This window comes from Nocardioides sp. T2.26MG-1 (genome assembly GCF_950101795.1).
In the GTDB taxonomy this organism is placed as follows: domain Bacteria; phylum Actinomycetota; class Actinomycetes; order Propionibacteriales; family Nocardioidaceae; genus Nocardioides.
Window position 1 is genome coordinate 288419 of the sequence record NZ_CATNLZ010000012.1, and the last position, 15344, is coordinate 303762.

Sequence of the window (15344 nt, forward strand, 5' to 3'; positions counted from 1 at the left end):
ACTAGGACGCCACCGTCCTTCCACCAACTCCGGCCCCCGTTGATTCGGGACTTCTGGCAGTTGCTCGGCGCCGACCTAGAGTTCGCTCCGCAGCCCCCACAGCAGCGGGTAGTACTGCACCGGCAGCCGGGAGCGGAGGTACGTCGAGCCGCTGGACCCCCCGGTGCCGGACTTGGCGCCGATCATCCGCTCGACCATCACGACGTGGCGCGCCCGCCAGTGGGCGGCGAGCTCGTCGTGCTGCAGCAGCGCCTCGGACAGCGCCCAGACCACCGCGTAGCGGGACCGGTCGTGTGCGGCGGTGCGCAGCGACGCCGAGACCTCCTCGTCGGTGTCGGCCGGGAGGCCGAAGGAGCGCAGCATCGCGAGGAACGCGTCCCAGAGCGTCGGCTCGGCCAGGCGGGCGTCCAGCCGCTCCTTCTCCCCCGGCGTGATCCCACGGAAGCGCTTGAGGTACGCCGGGTCCTTGGCCCCGGAGAGGAACTCCAGCTCGCGGAACTGCACCGACTGGAACCCGCTCGCCGGCGCCAGCCGCTGGCGGAACTCCAGGAAGTCCTGCGGCGTCATCGTCTCCAGCACGTCGACCTGCTGGACCAGCACCCGCTCGATCACGTGGACCCGGGTCAGCAGGTGCTGCGCCCACCACAGCCGCCCGCCGGCCTCGCCGCCGAGCATCGCGTCGCGCGCGGCCGACACCTCGTGGAGCAGCTGCTTGAACCACAGCTCGTAGACCTGGTGGATCGTGATGAACAGCAGCTCGTCGTGCGCCGGCGGGTCCGACTCCAGGTGCTGGGAGTCCAGCAGCTGCGGCAGCCGCAGGTAGCTCCCGTAGGTCAGCTGGGCGCCCTGCTCTCCGAAGGAGACGAAGTTCTCGCTCATGTCCCGCACCCTAGGGTCATCGCGGGAGGGGGCGTGCATCATGTCCCCCATGAAGTTCCGACACGAGCTCCACTACGACGCCCCTCCGGCCGCGGTCTTCGAGATGCTGGCCGACCCCGCGTTCCGGGAGGCCGCCTGCGAGGCCCAGGACGTGATCTCGGCCGAGGTGACCCTCGAGCGCGACGGCAGCGGGTTCTCGCTCGTGGTCGACCAGGAGCAGCGCACCGACGACCTGCCGTCGTTCGCGCGCACCTTCGCGGGCTCCTCGACGCGCGCGATCCAGCGCGAGGAGTGGTCCGACACCACGGGCGGGACGCTCCAGATCGACACCCCCGGCAAGCCGTCGACCCTCAAGGGCACGATCGCCCTGCGCCCCGAGGGCTCCGGCACCGTGGAGATCGTCGAGCTCGAGATCAAGGTGAAGGTCCCGCTGATCGGCGGCAGGCTCGAGAGGCTGCTCGCCGACAAGGTCGCCGCCGGGATGGACGCCGAGCACGGCGTCGGGGTCCCCTACCTGCAGGGGCGCTGATGTCGCGGCGGCTCCACCACCAGATGACGTACGACGCGCCGCTGGCCGCGGTCGTCGAGATGCTCGCCGACCCCCGGTTCCGCGAGGCCGTGTGCGAGTACCAGCGGGTGCTCCGGTCCGACGTCGAGATCGACCGGTCCGGCGACGCGATGACCGTGATCATCGAGCAGGTGCAGCACACCGAGCGGATCCCGTCGTTCGCCAAGAAGTTCGTCGGCGACGAGATCGAGATCGTGCAGCGCGAGGAGTGGTCGTCCCCCGACACCGCCGAGCTGCACGTGACGATCCCCGGCAAGCCCGGCCACATGGACGGCACGATCACGCTCGTCGAGACCGATGGCACCACGGTCGAGACCGTCGACGTGGAGATCAAGGTCAACCTGCCGCTGGTCGGCGGCAAGATCGAGGGCCTGGTCTCCGACCTGCTCCGCAAGGCGCTGGTCGCCGAGGAGCGGGTCGGGCACGACTACCTCTCGGCCTGATCCCCCGTCTGGCTCTGGGCCAGGCTGTCCTCGCGCCGCTCGGCCCGCCGCCGCAGCCACACCACCAGGGCGAGCAGGACGAACGGGCCGAACGCGAGCAGGAGGACGAGCGCCTGCTCGACCGGGTGCAGGGCACCCATGTGCTGGGCGACCAGCTGCGGGGGAAGCATCAGCCGAGGTAGGGGTAGCGGTAGTCGGTCGGCGGCACGAACGTCTCCTTGATCGAGCGCGGCGACGTCCAGCGCAGCAGGTTGCTCGCCGCACCGGCCTTGTCGTTGGTGCCGCTGGCCCGGCCGCCGCCGAAGGGCTGCTGGCCGACGACCGCACCGGTCGGCTTGTCGTTGATGTAGAAGTTGCCGGCCGCGAACCGCAGCTCCGCCTGGGCCCAGGCGATCGCCCGGCGGTCCTGGGCGATGATCGAGCCGGTCAGGGCGTACGGCGAGCTCGACTCCATCCCCCGCACCACCCGCTCGAAGTCGCCGTCCTCGTAGACGTGCACCGCGAGGATCGGCCCGAAGTACTCGGTCGAGAACATCTCGTCGGTCGGGTCGCCGCCCTCGACCAGCGTCGGGCTCACGAACCAGCCGACCGAGTCGTCGACCGTGCCGCCGGCCAGGACGTCGAGCTTGCGCGACCGCTTGGCCCGCTCGATCGCCGCCTTGTGCTTGACGAACGCCCGCTCGTCGATGACCGCGCCCATGAAGTTGGAGAAGTCCGTCGGGTCGCCCATCGTGATGCTCTCGATCTCGGAGAGCAGGGAGTCCTTCATCTTCGTCCAGACCGAGCGCGCGACGTACGCCCGCGAGGCCGCCGAGCACTTCTGGCCCTGGTACTCGAACGCGCCGCGGACCATCGCGGTCCGCACCACGTCGGGGTCGGCCGAGGGGTGCGCGACGATGAAGTCCTTGCCGCCGGTCTCCCCGACGATGCGCGGGTAGGCGCGGTAGCCCGCGATGTTGGCGCCGACCTCGCCCCACAGCTGCTGGAAGACGCGTGTGGAGCCGGTGAAGTGGATGCCGGCCAGGTCCGGGCTGGCGAGCGCGACCTCGGAGACGTCGGCGCCGTGACCCGGGAGCATGTTGATCACGCCCGGCGGCATGCCGGCCTCCTCGAGCAGCTCCATCGTCAGGGTGGCGGCCAGCTGCTGGGTCGACGAGGGCTTCCAGACGACGGTGTTGCCCATCAGCGCGGGCGCCGTGGGCAGGTTGCCGGCGATCGCGGTGAAGTTGAACGGCGTGATCGCGTAGACGAAGCCCTCCAGGGGGCGGTGGTCGGTGCGGTTCCACACGCCGGGGCTGTTGCGGATCGGCTGCTCGCCGAGGATCTGCCGGGCGTAGTGGACGTTGAAGCGCCAGAAGTCGATGAGCTCGCAGGCGGCGTCGATCTCGGCCTGGTGCGGCGTCTTGGACTGGCCGAGCACGGTGGCGGCGTTCAGCCGCTGCCGCCACGGGCCGGCCAGCAGGTCGGCGGCCTTGAGCATGATCGCGGCCCGGTCGTCGAAGTCCATGTCCCGCCACGCGGGGGCCGCCTCGTTCGCCGCCTTGATCGCCGCGCGTGCGTCGGCCTGGGTGGAGGCCTTCAACGTGCCGAGCACGTGCTGGTGGTCGTGGGGCTGGACGACGTCGATCTCCACGCCGCCACCGGCCTTCCAGCGTCCGCCGATGTAGGCGCGCAGGTTCTTCTGCTTCTTCTCGAGTTTGGCGATCTCCGTCGTCAGGGCCTCCCGTTCGGGGGTGCCCGGCGCGTAGGTCAGGTTCGGCTCGTTGGTGGGAGCCGGCGGGGTCGTGATGGCGTCCATGCCTGCGAGCGTATCGAGCGACCCGATCGGGCGCCGAGTCGGTGTTGACCCGCCCGAAACTTTCGGGCGGGTCAACGTGATGTGTCGACAATTCGCGTTGACCCGCCCAGAACTTTCGGGCGGGTCAACTCAGATCAGGTGCGGGATCTCCTGGGTGGCGAACCAGCCGAGGTCGTCGTCGGGGTCGGCGTCGGCCGGCCGGTCCTCGGTGTCGGCGTGGACGGCGACCACGCGCTTGAGCGGGACCGTCCAGCCGGCCTGCGGCTCCGCCTCGAGCTCGGCGACGACCACGACCCGCCGGCCCGGGCCGTCCAGCATGGTCGCCGACGCGTCGGCGGCTGTCATCAGCGCGGCGTACTCCGCCTCCTCGTCGTCCTCGGTCGCGTCGACCACCACGAGGTCGTCGGTGACCGCGAAGGCGCCCTCGGCGTGCTCCGCGCGGAGCCGGTCGATCGTGGTCGGCAGGTAGACGCGGACGCTCACGGCTTCTCCTCGGGAGTCTTGCGCCCGCGGCGGCCCCGCGGCACCCGCGCGCGGCCACCGGACGCGGAGTCGACGAGCTCGTCGAGGGCGTCCCGCACGCAGGGGCCGAGCAGGTCCGCGTCGGGCAGCATGTCGCGGTCCGCGGTGAGGCCGTAGTAGACGTGGCCGTCGTACGACGTCACGCCGATCGCCAGCGGATGCCCCTCGAGCAGCGGCGGCACGGGGTAGGTCGCGACCATCCGCGCACCGGCGGCGTACAGCGGCGCCTGCGGCCCCGGCACGTTGGTGACGCTGAGCTGGTAGCCCCGGCGGCGCTCGACCGCGGCCACCCGCGAGCCCACCGCGTGGAAGGTGGCCGGCGCGAAGCCGGAGATGCTGGCGATCCGGCTCGCCGCGACCGCGCGGCCGGTCTCCTTGTGCGCCTGGAAGGAGTAGGACACCTGGTGCAGGCGCACCACCGGGCTGGCCTCCCACACCGGCAGGTCGACGAAGTGGGCCGCGATCTGGCTGCCGAGCGAGGTCGCCTCGAGCTCGTCGTCGATCACCGAGATCGGCACCATCGCCCGCACCTGGCGGATGCCACGCATCGACTCCCCGCGGGTCATCAACCAGGCCCGGAGCGCGCCGGTGACCGTCGCGAGGACGACGTCGTTGACGGTGCCGCCGTGCGCGTCGCGGACCTTGCGGTAGTCCGCGAGGTCGGTGCGGACGACGACCACCCGGCGCTGCTGCGACAGCGGGCCGATGATCGGGGAGTCGCCACTGGGCGTGCGGTTCGCCAGCGCGTCGATCACGCGGCCCGTGGAGCGGGCGGTGGCGGCGAGGCCGCGCAGCGCCGTGCCGGTCGTGGTGCGGACCGTGTCGATCGCGGTCTCGGGCTCGGTCAGGGACTCGCGCACCGCCCCGGCCATCAGCGAGAGCGGTGAGGGCCGGCTGCGGGCGCGCCAGCCGTCGGCACCGAGCTCCTTGGGCTCGGGCGACTTGTCGAGCAGCACCTGGCCCAGGTCGACGGTCTCGATGCCATCGACCAGCACCTGGTGGGACTTGGAGAGGATCGCGACCTGGCCGTCGGCGAGGCCCTCGATGAAGTACATCTCCCACAGCGGCCGGCTGCGGTCCAGCGGCCGCGACACGATCCGGGACACCAGGTCGCGGAGCTGGTCGAGGCTGCCCGGCCGGGGCAGCGCGGAGCGGCGTACGTGGTAGCCGATGTCGAAGTGGTCGTCGTCGATCCACACGGGGTTGGCCATCCGCCCGGGCACCGGAAGGATCCGCTGACGGTAGCGCGGCACGAACGAGATGCGGTCCTGCACCAGCTGCACCAGGTGGGCGTAGTCGAATCCGGACTGGCCCGGGTCGAAGATCTCGACGGTCGCGTTGTGCATCGGCGTCGACGGTGACTCCTCGGCCAGGATGGCCACGTCGCGCGGACGGAGCCTCTCGGTCATGGGGTCCCTTTCGTCGCACCCGCAGGGGGGTGGCGTCCCGGCCGTTCGCCGGCCGTGCGATTCTGACAGACGTTACAGACGTTGACGCAGCCCGAGCAGAAGGACTGGACGATGCGCCGTACCGTGGCCTGCCTGGCCGTACTCCTGTGTTCCCTCCCCGCGCTCACCGCATGCGGCGGCAGTGACTCTCCGAAGGAGGCGGACACCGGTCCCAAGGTCATCGAGGTCACGATCGAGGGCGAGAGCGTCACCCCCAACGGCGAGCGGGTCGAGGTCGCCGTCGGGCAGCAGGTCGAGCTCGACGTGACCTCGGACGCGCCGGGCACGATCCACGTGCACTCCACCCCGGAGCAGGAGCTCGACTACGAGGCCGGCACGAGCACCCTGACCATCGAGGGCATCGACAAGCCGGGCACGGTCGACGTCGAGTCGCACGAGCTGGAGAAGGTCATCGTGCAGCTCGAGGTCCGATGAGGACCTGGTCCGCGCCTGCGGGGCGCTGAGGTGTCCCCCGACGGCATCACCCTGGCCCACGGGATCGGCGGCGCCAAGGACCTCCCGATCTCGCCCGAGCTGGCGATCGCCGGCGCCAGCGCGGCGCTCGTGGTCTCGTTCACGGTGCTCGCGGTCGCCTGGCGCACGCCGCGGTACGACGCCGCCACGAGCGGCCGGCCGGCGCCGGCGCTGCTGAGCAGGATCGTCGACTCCGCCGGGTGGCGGGTCACGTGCCGCGCGCTCGGCTTCGTGGTGTTCCTCTACGCCGCGATGGTCGCCGTGCTCGGCAAGGACGTGGTGATCAACCCGATCTTCGGCATCTTCTACGTGTGGTGGTGGGTCGGCCTGGTGCCGCTCTCGCTGCTGCTGGGCCCGGTGTGGAAGGCGATCAGCCCGGTCCGCACGATCAACCTGGCCTTCGCGAAGGTCTCCGGCAGCGACCCGGATCGTGGCCTGTTCGTCTACCCCGAACGGCTCGGCTACTGGCCGGCCGCCCTCGGGCTGTTCGCGTTCGTGTGGATGGAGCTCGTCTACCCGTTCTCCACCGAGCTCGGACCGGTCCGGCTGTGGTGCGCGGCGTACGTCGCGGTGATGCTCGTGGGCGGCGCGCTGTTCGGCAACACGTTCTACGAGCGCACCGACCCGTTCGAGGTCTACTCCACGCTCGTCTCACGGCTCTCGGTGTGGGGCCGGCGGGGCGACCTGCTCGTCGTGCGCAGCCCGCTCGCGAACCTCGACGCCACCCCGGTGCGCCCCGGGATGGTGGCGGTGGTGGCCGTGCTGTTCGGCAGCACGGCGTTCGACTCCTTCAAGGACTCCACCCGCTGGCTCTCGTTCGTGCAGGACACCGACATCTCGACGTACCTGCTCGACAACGTCGCGCTGGTGGCGTTCTGCGTGGGCGTCGGGCTGGTGTTCACGCTGGGGTGCGTGCTGACCGGCCTCGGGGACGAGCTGCGCCGCGGCGAGCTGCCGAACCTGCTCGCCCACTCGGTGGTGCCGATCATCGTGGGCTACATCGTCGCCCACTACCTGCGCTACCTCGTCGAGGTCGGCCAGCTCACGCTGATCCAGGCGAGCGACCCGTTCAGCGACGGCAGCAACTACCTCGGCACCGCGAACCTGGACCCGTGGTACTGGCTGGCCTACCACCCGACGTTCCTGGCGAACCTCAAGGTGGTCGCCGTGGTGGCCGGCCACGTGCTCGGGGTGATCGCGGCGCACGACCGGGCGATCCGGATCCTGCCGCCGCGGCACCAGCTGACCGGTCAGCTGCCGCTGCTGTTCGCGATGGTGGCCTTCACCGTGGGCGGGCTCTACCTGCTGTTCGCGGCCTGAGCGCCGGCCGGCGCGAGGGCGTCGGCGAGCCGGCCGACCGCCCGGCTGAGCGGCGAGTCGCCGACCTCCACGAGCGTGCGGCCGGTGACCAGCGCCCGGTCGACCGTGGCTTGGTCGTCGGGGAGGAAGTGCAGGCCGGCGAGCCGGGCGAAGCCGCTCACCATGCCGGCGACGTCGCGCTCGGACCAGCCGAGCGTGGCCCGCATCCGGTTGACCACCACGTGCACCGGCCGGCCGCCGGTGGCGTCACGCAGCTCGACCAGGCCGCGGGCGAGCCGCGAGAGCCCGACCGGGTCGGCACTGCCCACGACGACCACCTCGTCGGCGACCTCGAGCGCACCGAGCGTCATCTGGTTGCGACCGGGCCGGGTGCCCAGCTCGGGGACGCCCTCGTCCTCGAGGCTGAACCCGGTGTCGACCACGACCTCGGCCCGGTCGCGACCCACCTCCAGCAGGTGCTCGAGCGCCCCCGCGCGCACCTCCACCCAGCGGTCGCCGCGGGGCAGGCCGGTGACCACGCTCAGGTGCGCGTCGATGCCGCGCTGCACGGACGCGAACCGCTCCTCGAGCTGCCCCGACGACGCCAGGCGCGCGGCGGCGAGCAGCCCCGAGACCTCGTCGAGGATGCCGAGCTGCTGGGCCACGGCGCCGCCGTACGGGTCGGCGTCGACCAGGACCGTACGCCGGCGCCGGCGGGCGGACTCGGCCGCGAGCGCGGTCGCGACCGTGGTGCGCCCGGGCGCGCCGGCCGGCCCCCAGACGACGACCACCCGCCCCGGGACCGGCACCTCGACCGGTGCCTCGGCCGGGGGCCCGATCGGCGGCCCGCTCGGCGGCGGCCCGAGCCCGGGCGGGGTGGGCGGCCGGACGGCGGTGCCCGGGGACTCCTCGGCGAGCACCGCGGCGGGCAGCGTGCCGAGGTCGTCGTCGGTCACCACCCGGTGGACGCCGATCCGGGCGCGATGGCCACGGGCCGGACGCCGTGCTTGCGGAGCAGGTCGACCGCGCCGCGGTCGAGCCCGGGCGCGTCGAGCCCGAGGACCGCCACGTCGGCCTGCCCGGCCGTCGCGGCGGCGAGCAGGTCGTCGACGTCGACGCAGCGCTTGAGCACCACGATGCCGGGATGGTCGCCGAGCAGGCGCAGCGCGTCCGGCTCCCAGGCGGCGCCGGACGCGACGATCAGCACGAGCGCACGGTCGGCCACGGTCAGTCCCGGCGGGTCACGGTCAGCAGGGGGTCGTCGACGCGGCCGAGCGCGTCGAGGAACGCCGCCGCGGCGGCCTCGGGGACCGCCAGGACCAGCTGGCGGCGGCCGGTGGTGGCCCCGAATGTGGTCTCGAGGGCCGGAGCGTCGACCACGGTGACGTCCTCGAGCGGCGGGACGCCGGCGTCGCGGCGGCCCCCGAGGAGGTAGACGCTGACCACGGACCCGGCCTGCACCGAGCCCGGCACCTGCTCGGCGTCGATCGCGACGGGGAGCTCGACGGTGTCGGCGTCCGCCTCGGCGTCGCCGATCGCGGCCCGCGGGAGCAGCTCGCCGGCGCTCACCCCGCGCACCAGCCGCAGGTCGCCGGGCAGCTCGTCCTCGACGGAGAAGTAGCGGCCCAGGTCGTCGCCGTCGGCGAACCGGACCCGGTGGGCGACCAGGTCGCCGGCGCTCAGCTGCGCACCCGGGCCGGCGTCGGCGGCGACCGCCCACACGGCGACCGTGTCGTCGGCGGCGGCCAGCAGCCGGGCGCCGGCCACCACCGAGACGGCGACGATCAGCACGCCCAGCCACAGCCGCGGGTCGCGCCAGCCGGGGCGGGAGGCGCGCGTCGCCGGCGGGACCGGGGCGACGGTCCCGGTCGCGGCTCGCTGTGCCGGCCTCCGGGTCACGCGCACATCATGGCCCGCCGTCCGCGATCCGAAACCCGTCATCCACAGGCGGCCCGGGTCGCGGTCGACCCGGGGACCCGAGGTGCGACCATGAGCACATGGCCGGCACTCCCCGCTTCCTCACGCTCGCCGACGTCGCCGAGGTGCTGAACACCTCCAGCGCGCAGGTCTACGCGCTGGTCCGGCGCGGCGACCTCCCGGCGATCAAGATCGGCGGCCGGGGCCAGTGGCGGGTCGAGTCGGCCCAGCTCGAGGAGTTCATCCAGCGGATGTACGCCGAGACCAAGACGTTCGTCGACGAGCACCCCTACGTCGAGTCGGACGCGCGCTCCGACGCCGACGCCTGACGGGTCTTCCCACCGGCGCGGTGGGGTACTCCCTGACGATCGGGCCCCATGGGAGCGCTCCCAAAGGGCCCGATCGTCAGGGAGTACCGCACAGGGACCGGCCAGGGCTCAACCAGTCTCGGCACCGAGCTTCAGGGTGATCGTCCTCTCGTTGCCGTCGCGCACGATCGTGAACTCGACGGTCTCGCCGGGCTGGTGCGACCGGATCGCGACGATCAGCGCGATGCCGTCGGTGACCCGCTCGCCCTCGACCTCGACGATCACGTCGCCCTTGCGCAGCCCGCCCTCGTCGGCGGGCGTGTCGGGCATGACCTCGTCGATCTCGGCGCCCTTGCCGTCGTTCTGGCCGGTCTGCACCTGGGCGCCGATCACGGGGTAGCGGGCCTCGCCGGTGCGCAGGATCTGGTCGGCGGTGATCCGGACCTGCTCGATCGGGATCGCGAAGCCGACGCCGATGTTGCCGGCCTCGCCGCCGATGCCGCCTCCGGTGGTGGCGATCGCGGAGTTGACCCCCACGACCTGGCCGCGCAGGTTGACCAGCGGGCCGCCGGAGTTGCCCGGGTTGATCGCCGCGTCGGTCTGCACGGCGTTGATGTAGGAGGAGTCGTTGCCGGCGTCACCCGTGGTGACCGGCCGGTGCAGCGCGCTGACGATGCCGGCGGTGACCGTCGAGCTCAGCCCCAACGGCGAGCCGATCGCCACGACGCCCTCACCGACCCGGAGCTCCTGCGAGGCGCCGAGCGAGGCGGGAGTCAGGCCGCGCGCCTCGTCGGAGTAGAGGACCGCCAGGTCGTAGACCGAGCTGCGGCCCACGACGGTCGCGGAGTAGCGGTTGCCGTCCTGGTCGACGATCTCGATCGGACCGTTGGACTCGTCGGCGTCGGCGACGACGTGGTTGTTGGTGATCACGTGGCCCTGCCGGTCGAGCACGAACCCCGAGCCGGTCGCCCCGCCCTTCTGGCCTTCGTACTCCGCGGAGATCTGCACGGTGCTCGGCAGCAGCCGGGCCGCGACCGCCTCGATCGACCCGTTGTCGGCGGTCAACGGGGCCTCGGACACCGTGTCGACCCCGGAGAGCCCGCTGCTCACCGTGCCCGGCCCGTCGTCGGTGGCCCGCTCGTAGACCAGGCCGCCGAGCGCTCCCCCGGCCACCCCGAGGGTGAGCGCGAGCACGCAGACGACCGGCCACAGCCAGCCGGGCACCCGGCCGCGCGGGACGGCGTGCCGCGGCGGCGGACCGGCGGGCGGACCGAACGGCGGACCGAACGGCTGCTGCCCGGCGTACGGCGTCGGCGGCAGCCCGGCCCACCGGTGCGGCGGCGACTGGGTCATCGGCGGCACCCACGTGGGTGGTGGCGTCGCGGGACGCGCGGCCGTGAGGGGCTGCGTCGGCTCGTCGTCGCGGGGCTCGTCCTGCGTCACAGCCCTATCTTGTCCGGTCGGGCGAAATCCACGCCCGCCGGGCCACCGGCGCTAGCGGGTCTGCCGGGTGCCGCGGGTGATCTGGGCGACCGGGGTGGTCGGGCTCGGGGTGCGCGGGGCGTCGGTGTTGGTGATCGAGCTGACCGGCGGACGACGGTCGATCGAGGGCGCGTCCGCGGGGGCGACCCCGAAGACCAGGACCCCCATCACGGCGGCGCCGACGGCACTCCCGCCCAGGGCGGCGAGACCGAGGTTGCGGCGGCGGTGGTCGCCCGGGGCCGAGATCGGCCCGGGCATCCTCAGGTAGCCGCCGACCGGGCAGGACCCGGACGCGTCGATGATCGAGCCCTTGAGCCACGACGGGGTCGAGGGCGTGGCGACCTCGAAGGAGAGCCCGGCGAGCCGGGTCTTGACCCACCCCTCGCGCTCCACGAGGTCGCGGCACGTGTGGCAGGTGTGCACGTGGTCCCACGCGCGCTCGGTCTCCTCGGGGGAGAGCTGGCCGTCGAGCAGGGCGCTGGCCCGGGAGCCCAGGTGGCCGATCACGACTTGCCCCAGCCGGGGATCAGCTGGCCGCCCGCGGGGCCGGCATACCGCACCCGGCCGGAGGTCGGGGCGCGGTGCGCGAGCGCGGTGCGCAGCATCGAGCGGCCGCGGTGGATGCGGGAGCGGACGGTGCCGAGCTTGGCGCCAAGGATCTCGGCGATCTCCTCGTAGGTCAGCCCCTCGACGTCGCAGAGCACGACCGCGGCGCGGAAGTCGGGCGGCAGCGTCGCGAGCGCACGCTCGATGTCGTCGTCGAAGGTGCGGTCGGCGTACGCCACGTCGGGCGACGGCGAGCTGCTGGTGAGCCGGTCGGCGCGCTCGTCGGAGAGCGCGTCGAAGCGGATCCGCTGCTTGCGGCGGGCGCCGTCGAGGAAGAGGTTGGTGGTGATGCGGTGCAGCCAGCCCTCGAAGGTGCCCGGCGTGTACGTCGACAGCGACCGGAACACCCGGACGAAGACCTCCTGGGTGAGGTCCTCGGCGTCGTGCCGGTTGCCGGTCAGCCGGTAGGCGAGGCGGAAGACGCGGTCGGAGTGCTGCTCGACGATCTCCTCCCACGACGGGAGGACCTCGACGGTCCCGTCACTGGACCCGTCGGAAGCCGGGGGCACCGGAGTGTCCATGGATGCCTCCTCGGCGGGGTGCTGGCGCTTGCGTGCCTGGGGGAACAGCGTCTTGTCCTTCCACACGGTAGAGACACCTGCTGAGAGAAACCTGTGAGGCTGCTGTCTCGTCGGCAACCTCATCCTTGACAACGCGCGCGGGTCCCGCTGCGTTCCCGCCGATCGCGATACGGTGGCCTCGTTCGACCAGCCCCAGGAGGACACCATCACCACGCCGCTCAAGTCCGCGAGTTGGTCCTACGCCGAGGCCTACGTCGCCGAGGATGACGTCCTGGCCGCGGCCCGGTCGCGCGCCGAGGAGGTCGGGGTCGCCCCGATCGGCTCGGGTGGCGGCGCGGCACTGCGCTTCCTCGCCTCGGTCCTCGACGCCCGGGCGGTCGTCGAGATCGGCACCGGCACCGGCGTCTCCGGCCTCTGGTTGCTGCGCGGCATGCGCTCCGACGGCGTCCTCACCACCGTCGACATCGAGGCCGAGCACCAGCGCCTGGCCCGCCAGTCGTTCACCGAGGCCGGCATCCCGAGCCAGCGGGCCCGCACGATCTCCGGCGCGGCCCTCGACGTACTCCCCCGCCTCACCGACGGCCACTACGACCTGGTGTTCTGCGACGGCGACAAGACGGAGTACTCCGCCTACCTCAAGGAGGCGCTGCGGCTGCTGCGCCCCGGCGGGGTCGTCGCGTTCGACAACGCCCTGTGGCACGACCGGGTCGCCGACCCGGCCCAGCGCGACGAGGAGACCGTGGCGATCCGCGAGCTCGGCCGCCAGGTCGCCGAGCACGACGACCTGGTCTCGGTGCTGCTGCCCGTCGGCGACGGCCTGCTGGTCGCCAAGAAGGAGTGGAACCCCGAGGCCTGACGTCGCAGGCCTGCAGCCCGCGCGCCAACCGCTACCACGACGTCTGACGTCCGGCCTAGGAGCGATCCCGAGACGCGGCCAGGAACCCGCCGCCACCCTCGGCGACGGCGACGATCTCGCAGGCCTCGATCAGGATCGGCGGGCTGCCGACGATCTGCGACCCGGGAGACTCGGCGGCGGTCTGCGTGAACGCGCGCTGGAACTCCGCCCGCGCGGCGTCGGTCTCGAAGACGTAGCAGCCCTCGAACCACTCCGCCGGCCGGCAGCGCCACGTCTTGAACCGCAGCCCCTCCATGCCGGTGAACCGGGCGTGGGAGGTGTCCGCGACGTACGACGCGAGCTGCTCCTCGACGCCGGCGGGAGCGGACGCGAGGGACCAGCGGACGGTGAGGCCGTTCATGACCCGACTCCTTCGAGGGGGTGGTCGGAGCCCAGCCACTGCAGCAGGGCCCGGGCGCCGAAGCCGGTCGGCCCGGTGGTCCACTCATGGCTCTCGTCCGGCGCGTCGCCGACCGACGCGACGTCGAGGTGCGCCCACGGGACGTCGCCGGCGAAGTGCTGGAGGAACAGCGCCGCGATGATCGCGCCGGGGCCACTGGGGGCGTTGTCGGCGTCGGCGACCGTCGAGGACAGCTTGGCCTCGTAGGCGGCCGTGAGCGGCATCCGCCACAGGGGCTCGCCGGCCCGCTCGGCCGCGGCCTGCAGGCTGGCGGCGAGCGCGTCGTCGTTGGCGAAGAACCCGCCGACCTGCTGGCCGAGCGCGACCTTCATCGCGCCGGTCAGCGTCGCGACGTCGACCACGACGTCCGGCTTGACCTCGGCGACGGCGTACGCGAGGCCGTCGGCGAGCACGAGCCGGCCCTCGGCGTCGGTGTTGGTGACCTCGGTGGTCCGCCCGCCGTAGTGGCGGATCACGTCACCGGGACGCATCGCGTCGCCGCCGACGGCGTTCTCGGCCGCGACGACGAGCCCGACCACACGCACCGGGCAGCCGACGTCGCGCAGCGCCGCCATCGTGGCCATCACGACCGCGCCACCGGTCATGTCGCGCTTCATGTTGACCATCGCCTCGCCGGGCTTGATCGACAGCCCGCCGGTGTCGAACGTGATGCCCTTGCCGACCAGCGCGACGGTGGGGGTACGGCGTCCCGCCGTGCGCGGCGTGTAGTCGAGGCGGATCAGGCGGGGCGGCGTGGCCGAGGCCCGCCCGACGGCCAGCAGGCCGCCGAAGCCCTCGTCGGCGAGCCGCTGCTCGTCCCAGACCGTGACCTCGAGCCCGCTCTTACGGGCGATCGCCTCGGCCTGGGCGGCGAGCCAGGGCGGGTTCTTCAGGTTCGACGGGACCGTGGCGAGCATCCGGGAGCGCCACCCCGCGCCGCCCACGGCGACGGCCCGGTCCAGCACGGGCGCGACCCGCTGGGGGTCGCTCAGGCCGGCGAGCACCACCCGGGCGACGGGCCGGTGCGGGGGCGGGCCGGAGCGCCAGTGGAACGCGAACGAGCCGAGCATGGCGCCCACGACGAACGCCTCGAGCCCCTCGTCGGAGCTGATCGCGGGCACGGTGGTCGCGACCGAGGCGCGGTCGCGCGTGGCCCTCGCCACGGCGGCGCCGGCCCGGCGCAGGTCCTCCGGCGTCTGCTGCCCGACGCCGACCAGCAGCACCCGGCGCAGCTCGGCGTTGTCGGGCGCGCCGAGCGGGACGGGCACCGAGGTGACCTCGCCCGCCTCGCCGGTGGCGCCGTCGTCCTCGAGGACGGCGAGCAGGTCGATGCCGAGCAGCTCGCCCGCCTCGGCCGCCCCCGGACCGAGCACCAGCGCGTCGCCGTCGGCGTCACCGGGGAGCACCGGCAGCGCCGCCACCTCGACCCCGAGGACGGCGTGCGGCAGCGCCGCGCTGACGGCGAACTCTGGTGGCGAGACCTGGCTGGGAAGGGTCGGGGTCCCCGCCGATGAGGGAGCCGACGAGCGGGCCGAGGAGGGAGTCGGGGGCACCGGGGTCAGCCGACGACGTCCTTGAGGGCATCTCCGAGAGCGCCGGCCTCCTCGGCGTTCAGCTCGACAACCAGGCGACCACCGCCTTCGAGCGGGACGCGCATCACGATGCCGCGTCCTTCCTTGGTGACCTCCAGCGGACCGTCGCCCGTCCGCGGCTTCATCGCCGCCATCCGCGCACCTTCCTGTTGTGATGTGGCAGCAGGCCTCCGAGGGGCCCGGCTGCGCCGT

The 15344-nt window shown here is 73.0% G+C and carries 20 protein-coding genes; 6 read left to right on the top strand and 14 right to left on the bottom strand.

Translation table 11 applies throughout. The features are described 5' to 3' along the window. Window positions 1–75 precede the first annotated feature (75 nt). Entirely contained in the window at window positions 76–879 is an 804-nt protein-coding gene (locus tag QQZ14_RS11145; RefSeq protein WP_284534346.1) for a tryptophan 2,3-dioxygenase, read from the bottom strand. Window positions 880–928: 49 nt separating this feature from the next. On the opposite strand from QQZ14_RS11145, the gene QQZ14_RS11150 reads away from it, so the two are divergent. Next, on the top strand, window positions 929–1408 hold the full coding sequence (locus QQZ14_RS11150) for a DUF2505 domain-containing protein (RefSeq protein ID WP_284534347.1): 480 nt from the start codon (window positions 929–931) through the stop codon (window positions 1406–1408). Continuing rightward, on the top strand, window positions 1408–1890 hold the full coding sequence (locus tag QQZ14_RS11155) for a DUF2505 domain-containing protein (RefSeq protein WP_284534348.1): 483 nt from the start codon (window positions 1408–1410) through the stop codon (window positions 1888–1890). Before QQZ14_RS11150 ends, QQZ14_RS11155 begins: the two co-directional genes overlap by 1 nt. Here the strand turns inward: QQZ14_RS11155 and QQZ14_RS11160 are convergent. From QQZ14_RS11160 to QQZ14_RS11175, 4 genes are all read right to left on the bottom strand, one after another. Then, window positions 1875–2060, bottom strand: coding sequence for a hypothetical protein (locus tag QQZ14_RS11160; RefSeq protein WP_284534349.1), 186 nt, complete (start codon window positions 2058–2060; stop codon window positions 1875–1877). The two genes, QQZ14_RS11155 and QQZ14_RS11160, sit on opposite strands and share 16 nt — an antisense overlap. Beyond that, window positions 2060–3688, bottom strand: a complete 1629-nt coding sequence (pruA, locus tag QQZ14_RS11165) for an L-glutamate gamma-semialdehyde dehydrogenase (protein ID WP_284534350.1) — start codon at window positions 3686–3688, stop codon at window positions 2060–2062. Before pruA ends, QQZ14_RS11160 begins: the two co-directional genes overlap by 1 nt. Before the next feature lie 129 nt (window positions 3689–3817). After that, window positions 3818–4171 (bottom strand): DUF6912 family protein, encoded by a 354-nt coding sequence (locus tag QQZ14_RS11170; protein WP_284534351.1) that lies wholly within the window; start codon window positions 4169–4171, stop codon window positions 3818–3820. Beyond that, on the bottom strand, window positions 4168–5619 hold the full coding sequence (locus tag QQZ14_RS11175) for a WS/DGAT/MGAT family O-acyltransferase (protein ID WP_284534352.1): 1452 nt from the start codon (window positions 5617–5619) through the stop codon (window positions 4168–4170). The genes QQZ14_RS11170 and QQZ14_RS11175 overlap by 4 nt, the downstream gene beginning before the upstream one ends. 81 nt (window positions 5620–5700) lie before the next feature. Here QQZ14_RS11175 and QQZ14_RS11180 point away from each other — a divergent pair, with 81 nt between their 5' ends. Together QQZ14_RS11180 and QQZ14_RS11185 are read left to right on the top strand one after the other, a co-directional pair. Continuing rightward, the gene (locus QQZ14_RS11180) at window positions 5701–6093 is read left to right on the top strand and encodes a hypothetical protein (protein ID WP_284534353.1); all 393 of its coding nucleotides are present in this window, start codon (window positions 5701–5703) and stop codon (window positions 6091–6093) included. A gap of 30 nt (window positions 6094–6123) precedes the next feature. Then, complete coding sequence (locus tag QQZ14_RS11185; protein ID WP_284534354.1) at window positions 6124–7452, top strand: hypothetical protein; 1329 nt, start codon at window positions 6124–6126, stop codon at window positions 7450–7452. Here QQZ14_RS11185 and QQZ14_RS11190 read toward each other — a convergent pair. The 3 genes from QQZ14_RS11190 to QQZ14_RS11200 are packed head-to-tail and all read right to left on the bottom strand — an operon-like array spanning window position 7431 to window position 9330. Beyond that, on the bottom strand, window positions 7431–8390 hold the full coding sequence (locus QQZ14_RS11190; RefSeq protein ID WP_284534356.1) for an AAA family ATPase: 960 nt from the start codon (window positions 8388–8390) through the stop codon (window positions 7431–7433). The genes QQZ14_RS11185 and QQZ14_RS11190 overlap by 22 nt on opposite strands. Further along, entirely contained in the window at window positions 8384–8656 is a 273-nt protein-coding gene (locus tag QQZ14_RS11195) for a hypothetical protein (RefSeq protein WP_284534357.1), read from the bottom strand. Before QQZ14_RS11195 ends, QQZ14_RS11190 begins: the two co-directional genes overlap by 7 nt. A gap of 2 nt (window positions 8657–8658) precedes the next feature. Continuing rightward, complete coding sequence (locus tag QQZ14_RS11200) at window positions 8659–9330, bottom strand: hypothetical protein (RefSeq protein WP_284534358.1); 672 nt, start codon at window positions 9328–9330, stop codon at window positions 8659–8661. A gap of 98 nt (window positions 9331–9428) precedes the next feature. On the opposite strand from QQZ14_RS11200, the gene QQZ14_RS11205 reads away from it, so the two are divergent. After that, complete coding sequence (locus QQZ14_RS11205) at window positions 9429–9677, top strand: helix-turn-helix domain-containing protein (protein ID WP_284534359.1); 249 nt, start codon at window positions 9429–9431, stop codon at window positions 9675–9677. 108 nt (window positions 9678–9785) lie between these two features. Here QQZ14_RS11205 and QQZ14_RS11210 read toward each other — a convergent pair whose 3' ends face one another. The 3 genes from QQZ14_RS11210 to sigE are packed head-to-tail and all read right to left on the bottom strand — an operon-like array spanning window position 9786 to window position 12331. Further along, a complete protein-coding gene (locus QQZ14_RS11210) occupies window positions 9786–11099 on the bottom strand; it encodes a S1C family serine protease (protein WP_284534360.1) in 1314 nt (437 codons plus the stop codon). A 51-nt stretch (window positions 11100–11150) separates the two neighbouring features. Beyond that, window positions 11151–11645 carry a zf-HC2 domain-containing protein gene (locus QQZ14_RS11215; RefSeq protein WP_284534361.1) on the bottom strand — a complete coding sequence of 165 codons (495 nt, stop codon included), beginning with the start codon at window positions 11643–11645 and terminating at the stop codon, window positions 11151–11153. Next, window positions 11642–12331, bottom strand: a complete 690-nt coding sequence (sigE, locus tag QQZ14_RS11220) for an RNA polymerase sigma factor SigE (protein WP_284534362.1) — start codon at window positions 12329–12331, stop codon at window positions 11642–11644. Before sigE ends, QQZ14_RS11215 begins: the two co-directional genes overlap by 4 nt. Before the next feature lie 106 nt (window positions 12332–12437). Here sigE and QQZ14_RS11225 point away from each other — a divergent pair, with 106 nt between their 5' ends. Next, window positions 12438–13121 carry an O-methyltransferase gene (locus QQZ14_RS11225; protein ID WP_284534363.1) on the top strand — a complete coding sequence of 228 codons (684 nt, stop codon included), beginning with the start codon at window positions 12438–12440 and terminating at the stop codon, window positions 13119–13121. Window positions 13122–13176: 55 nt separating this feature from the next. Here QQZ14_RS11225 and QQZ14_RS11230 read toward each other — a convergent pair whose 3' ends face one another. From QQZ14_RS11230 to QQZ14_RS11240, 3 genes are read right to left on the bottom strand one after another with little or no spacing between them, the layout of a single operon-like run. Then, complete coding sequence (locus QQZ14_RS11230) at window positions 13177–13521, bottom strand: hypothetical protein (protein ID WP_284534364.1); 345 nt, start codon at window positions 13519–13521, stop codon at window positions 13177–13179. Then, complete coding sequence (locus QQZ14_RS11235; RefSeq protein ID WP_284534365.1) at window positions 13518–15113, bottom strand: leucyl aminopeptidase; 1596 nt, start codon at window positions 15111–15113, stop codon at window positions 13518–13520. Before QQZ14_RS11235 ends, QQZ14_RS11230 begins: the two co-directional genes overlap by 4 nt. Before the next feature lie 5 nt (window positions 15114–15118). Next, on the bottom strand, window positions 15119–15286 hold the full coding sequence (locus tag QQZ14_RS11240) for a DUF3117 domain-containing protein (protein ID WP_082574674.1): 168 nt from the start codon (window positions 15284–15286) through the stop codon (window positions 15119–15121). Between the last annotated feature and the right edge of the window lie 58 nt (window positions 15287–15344).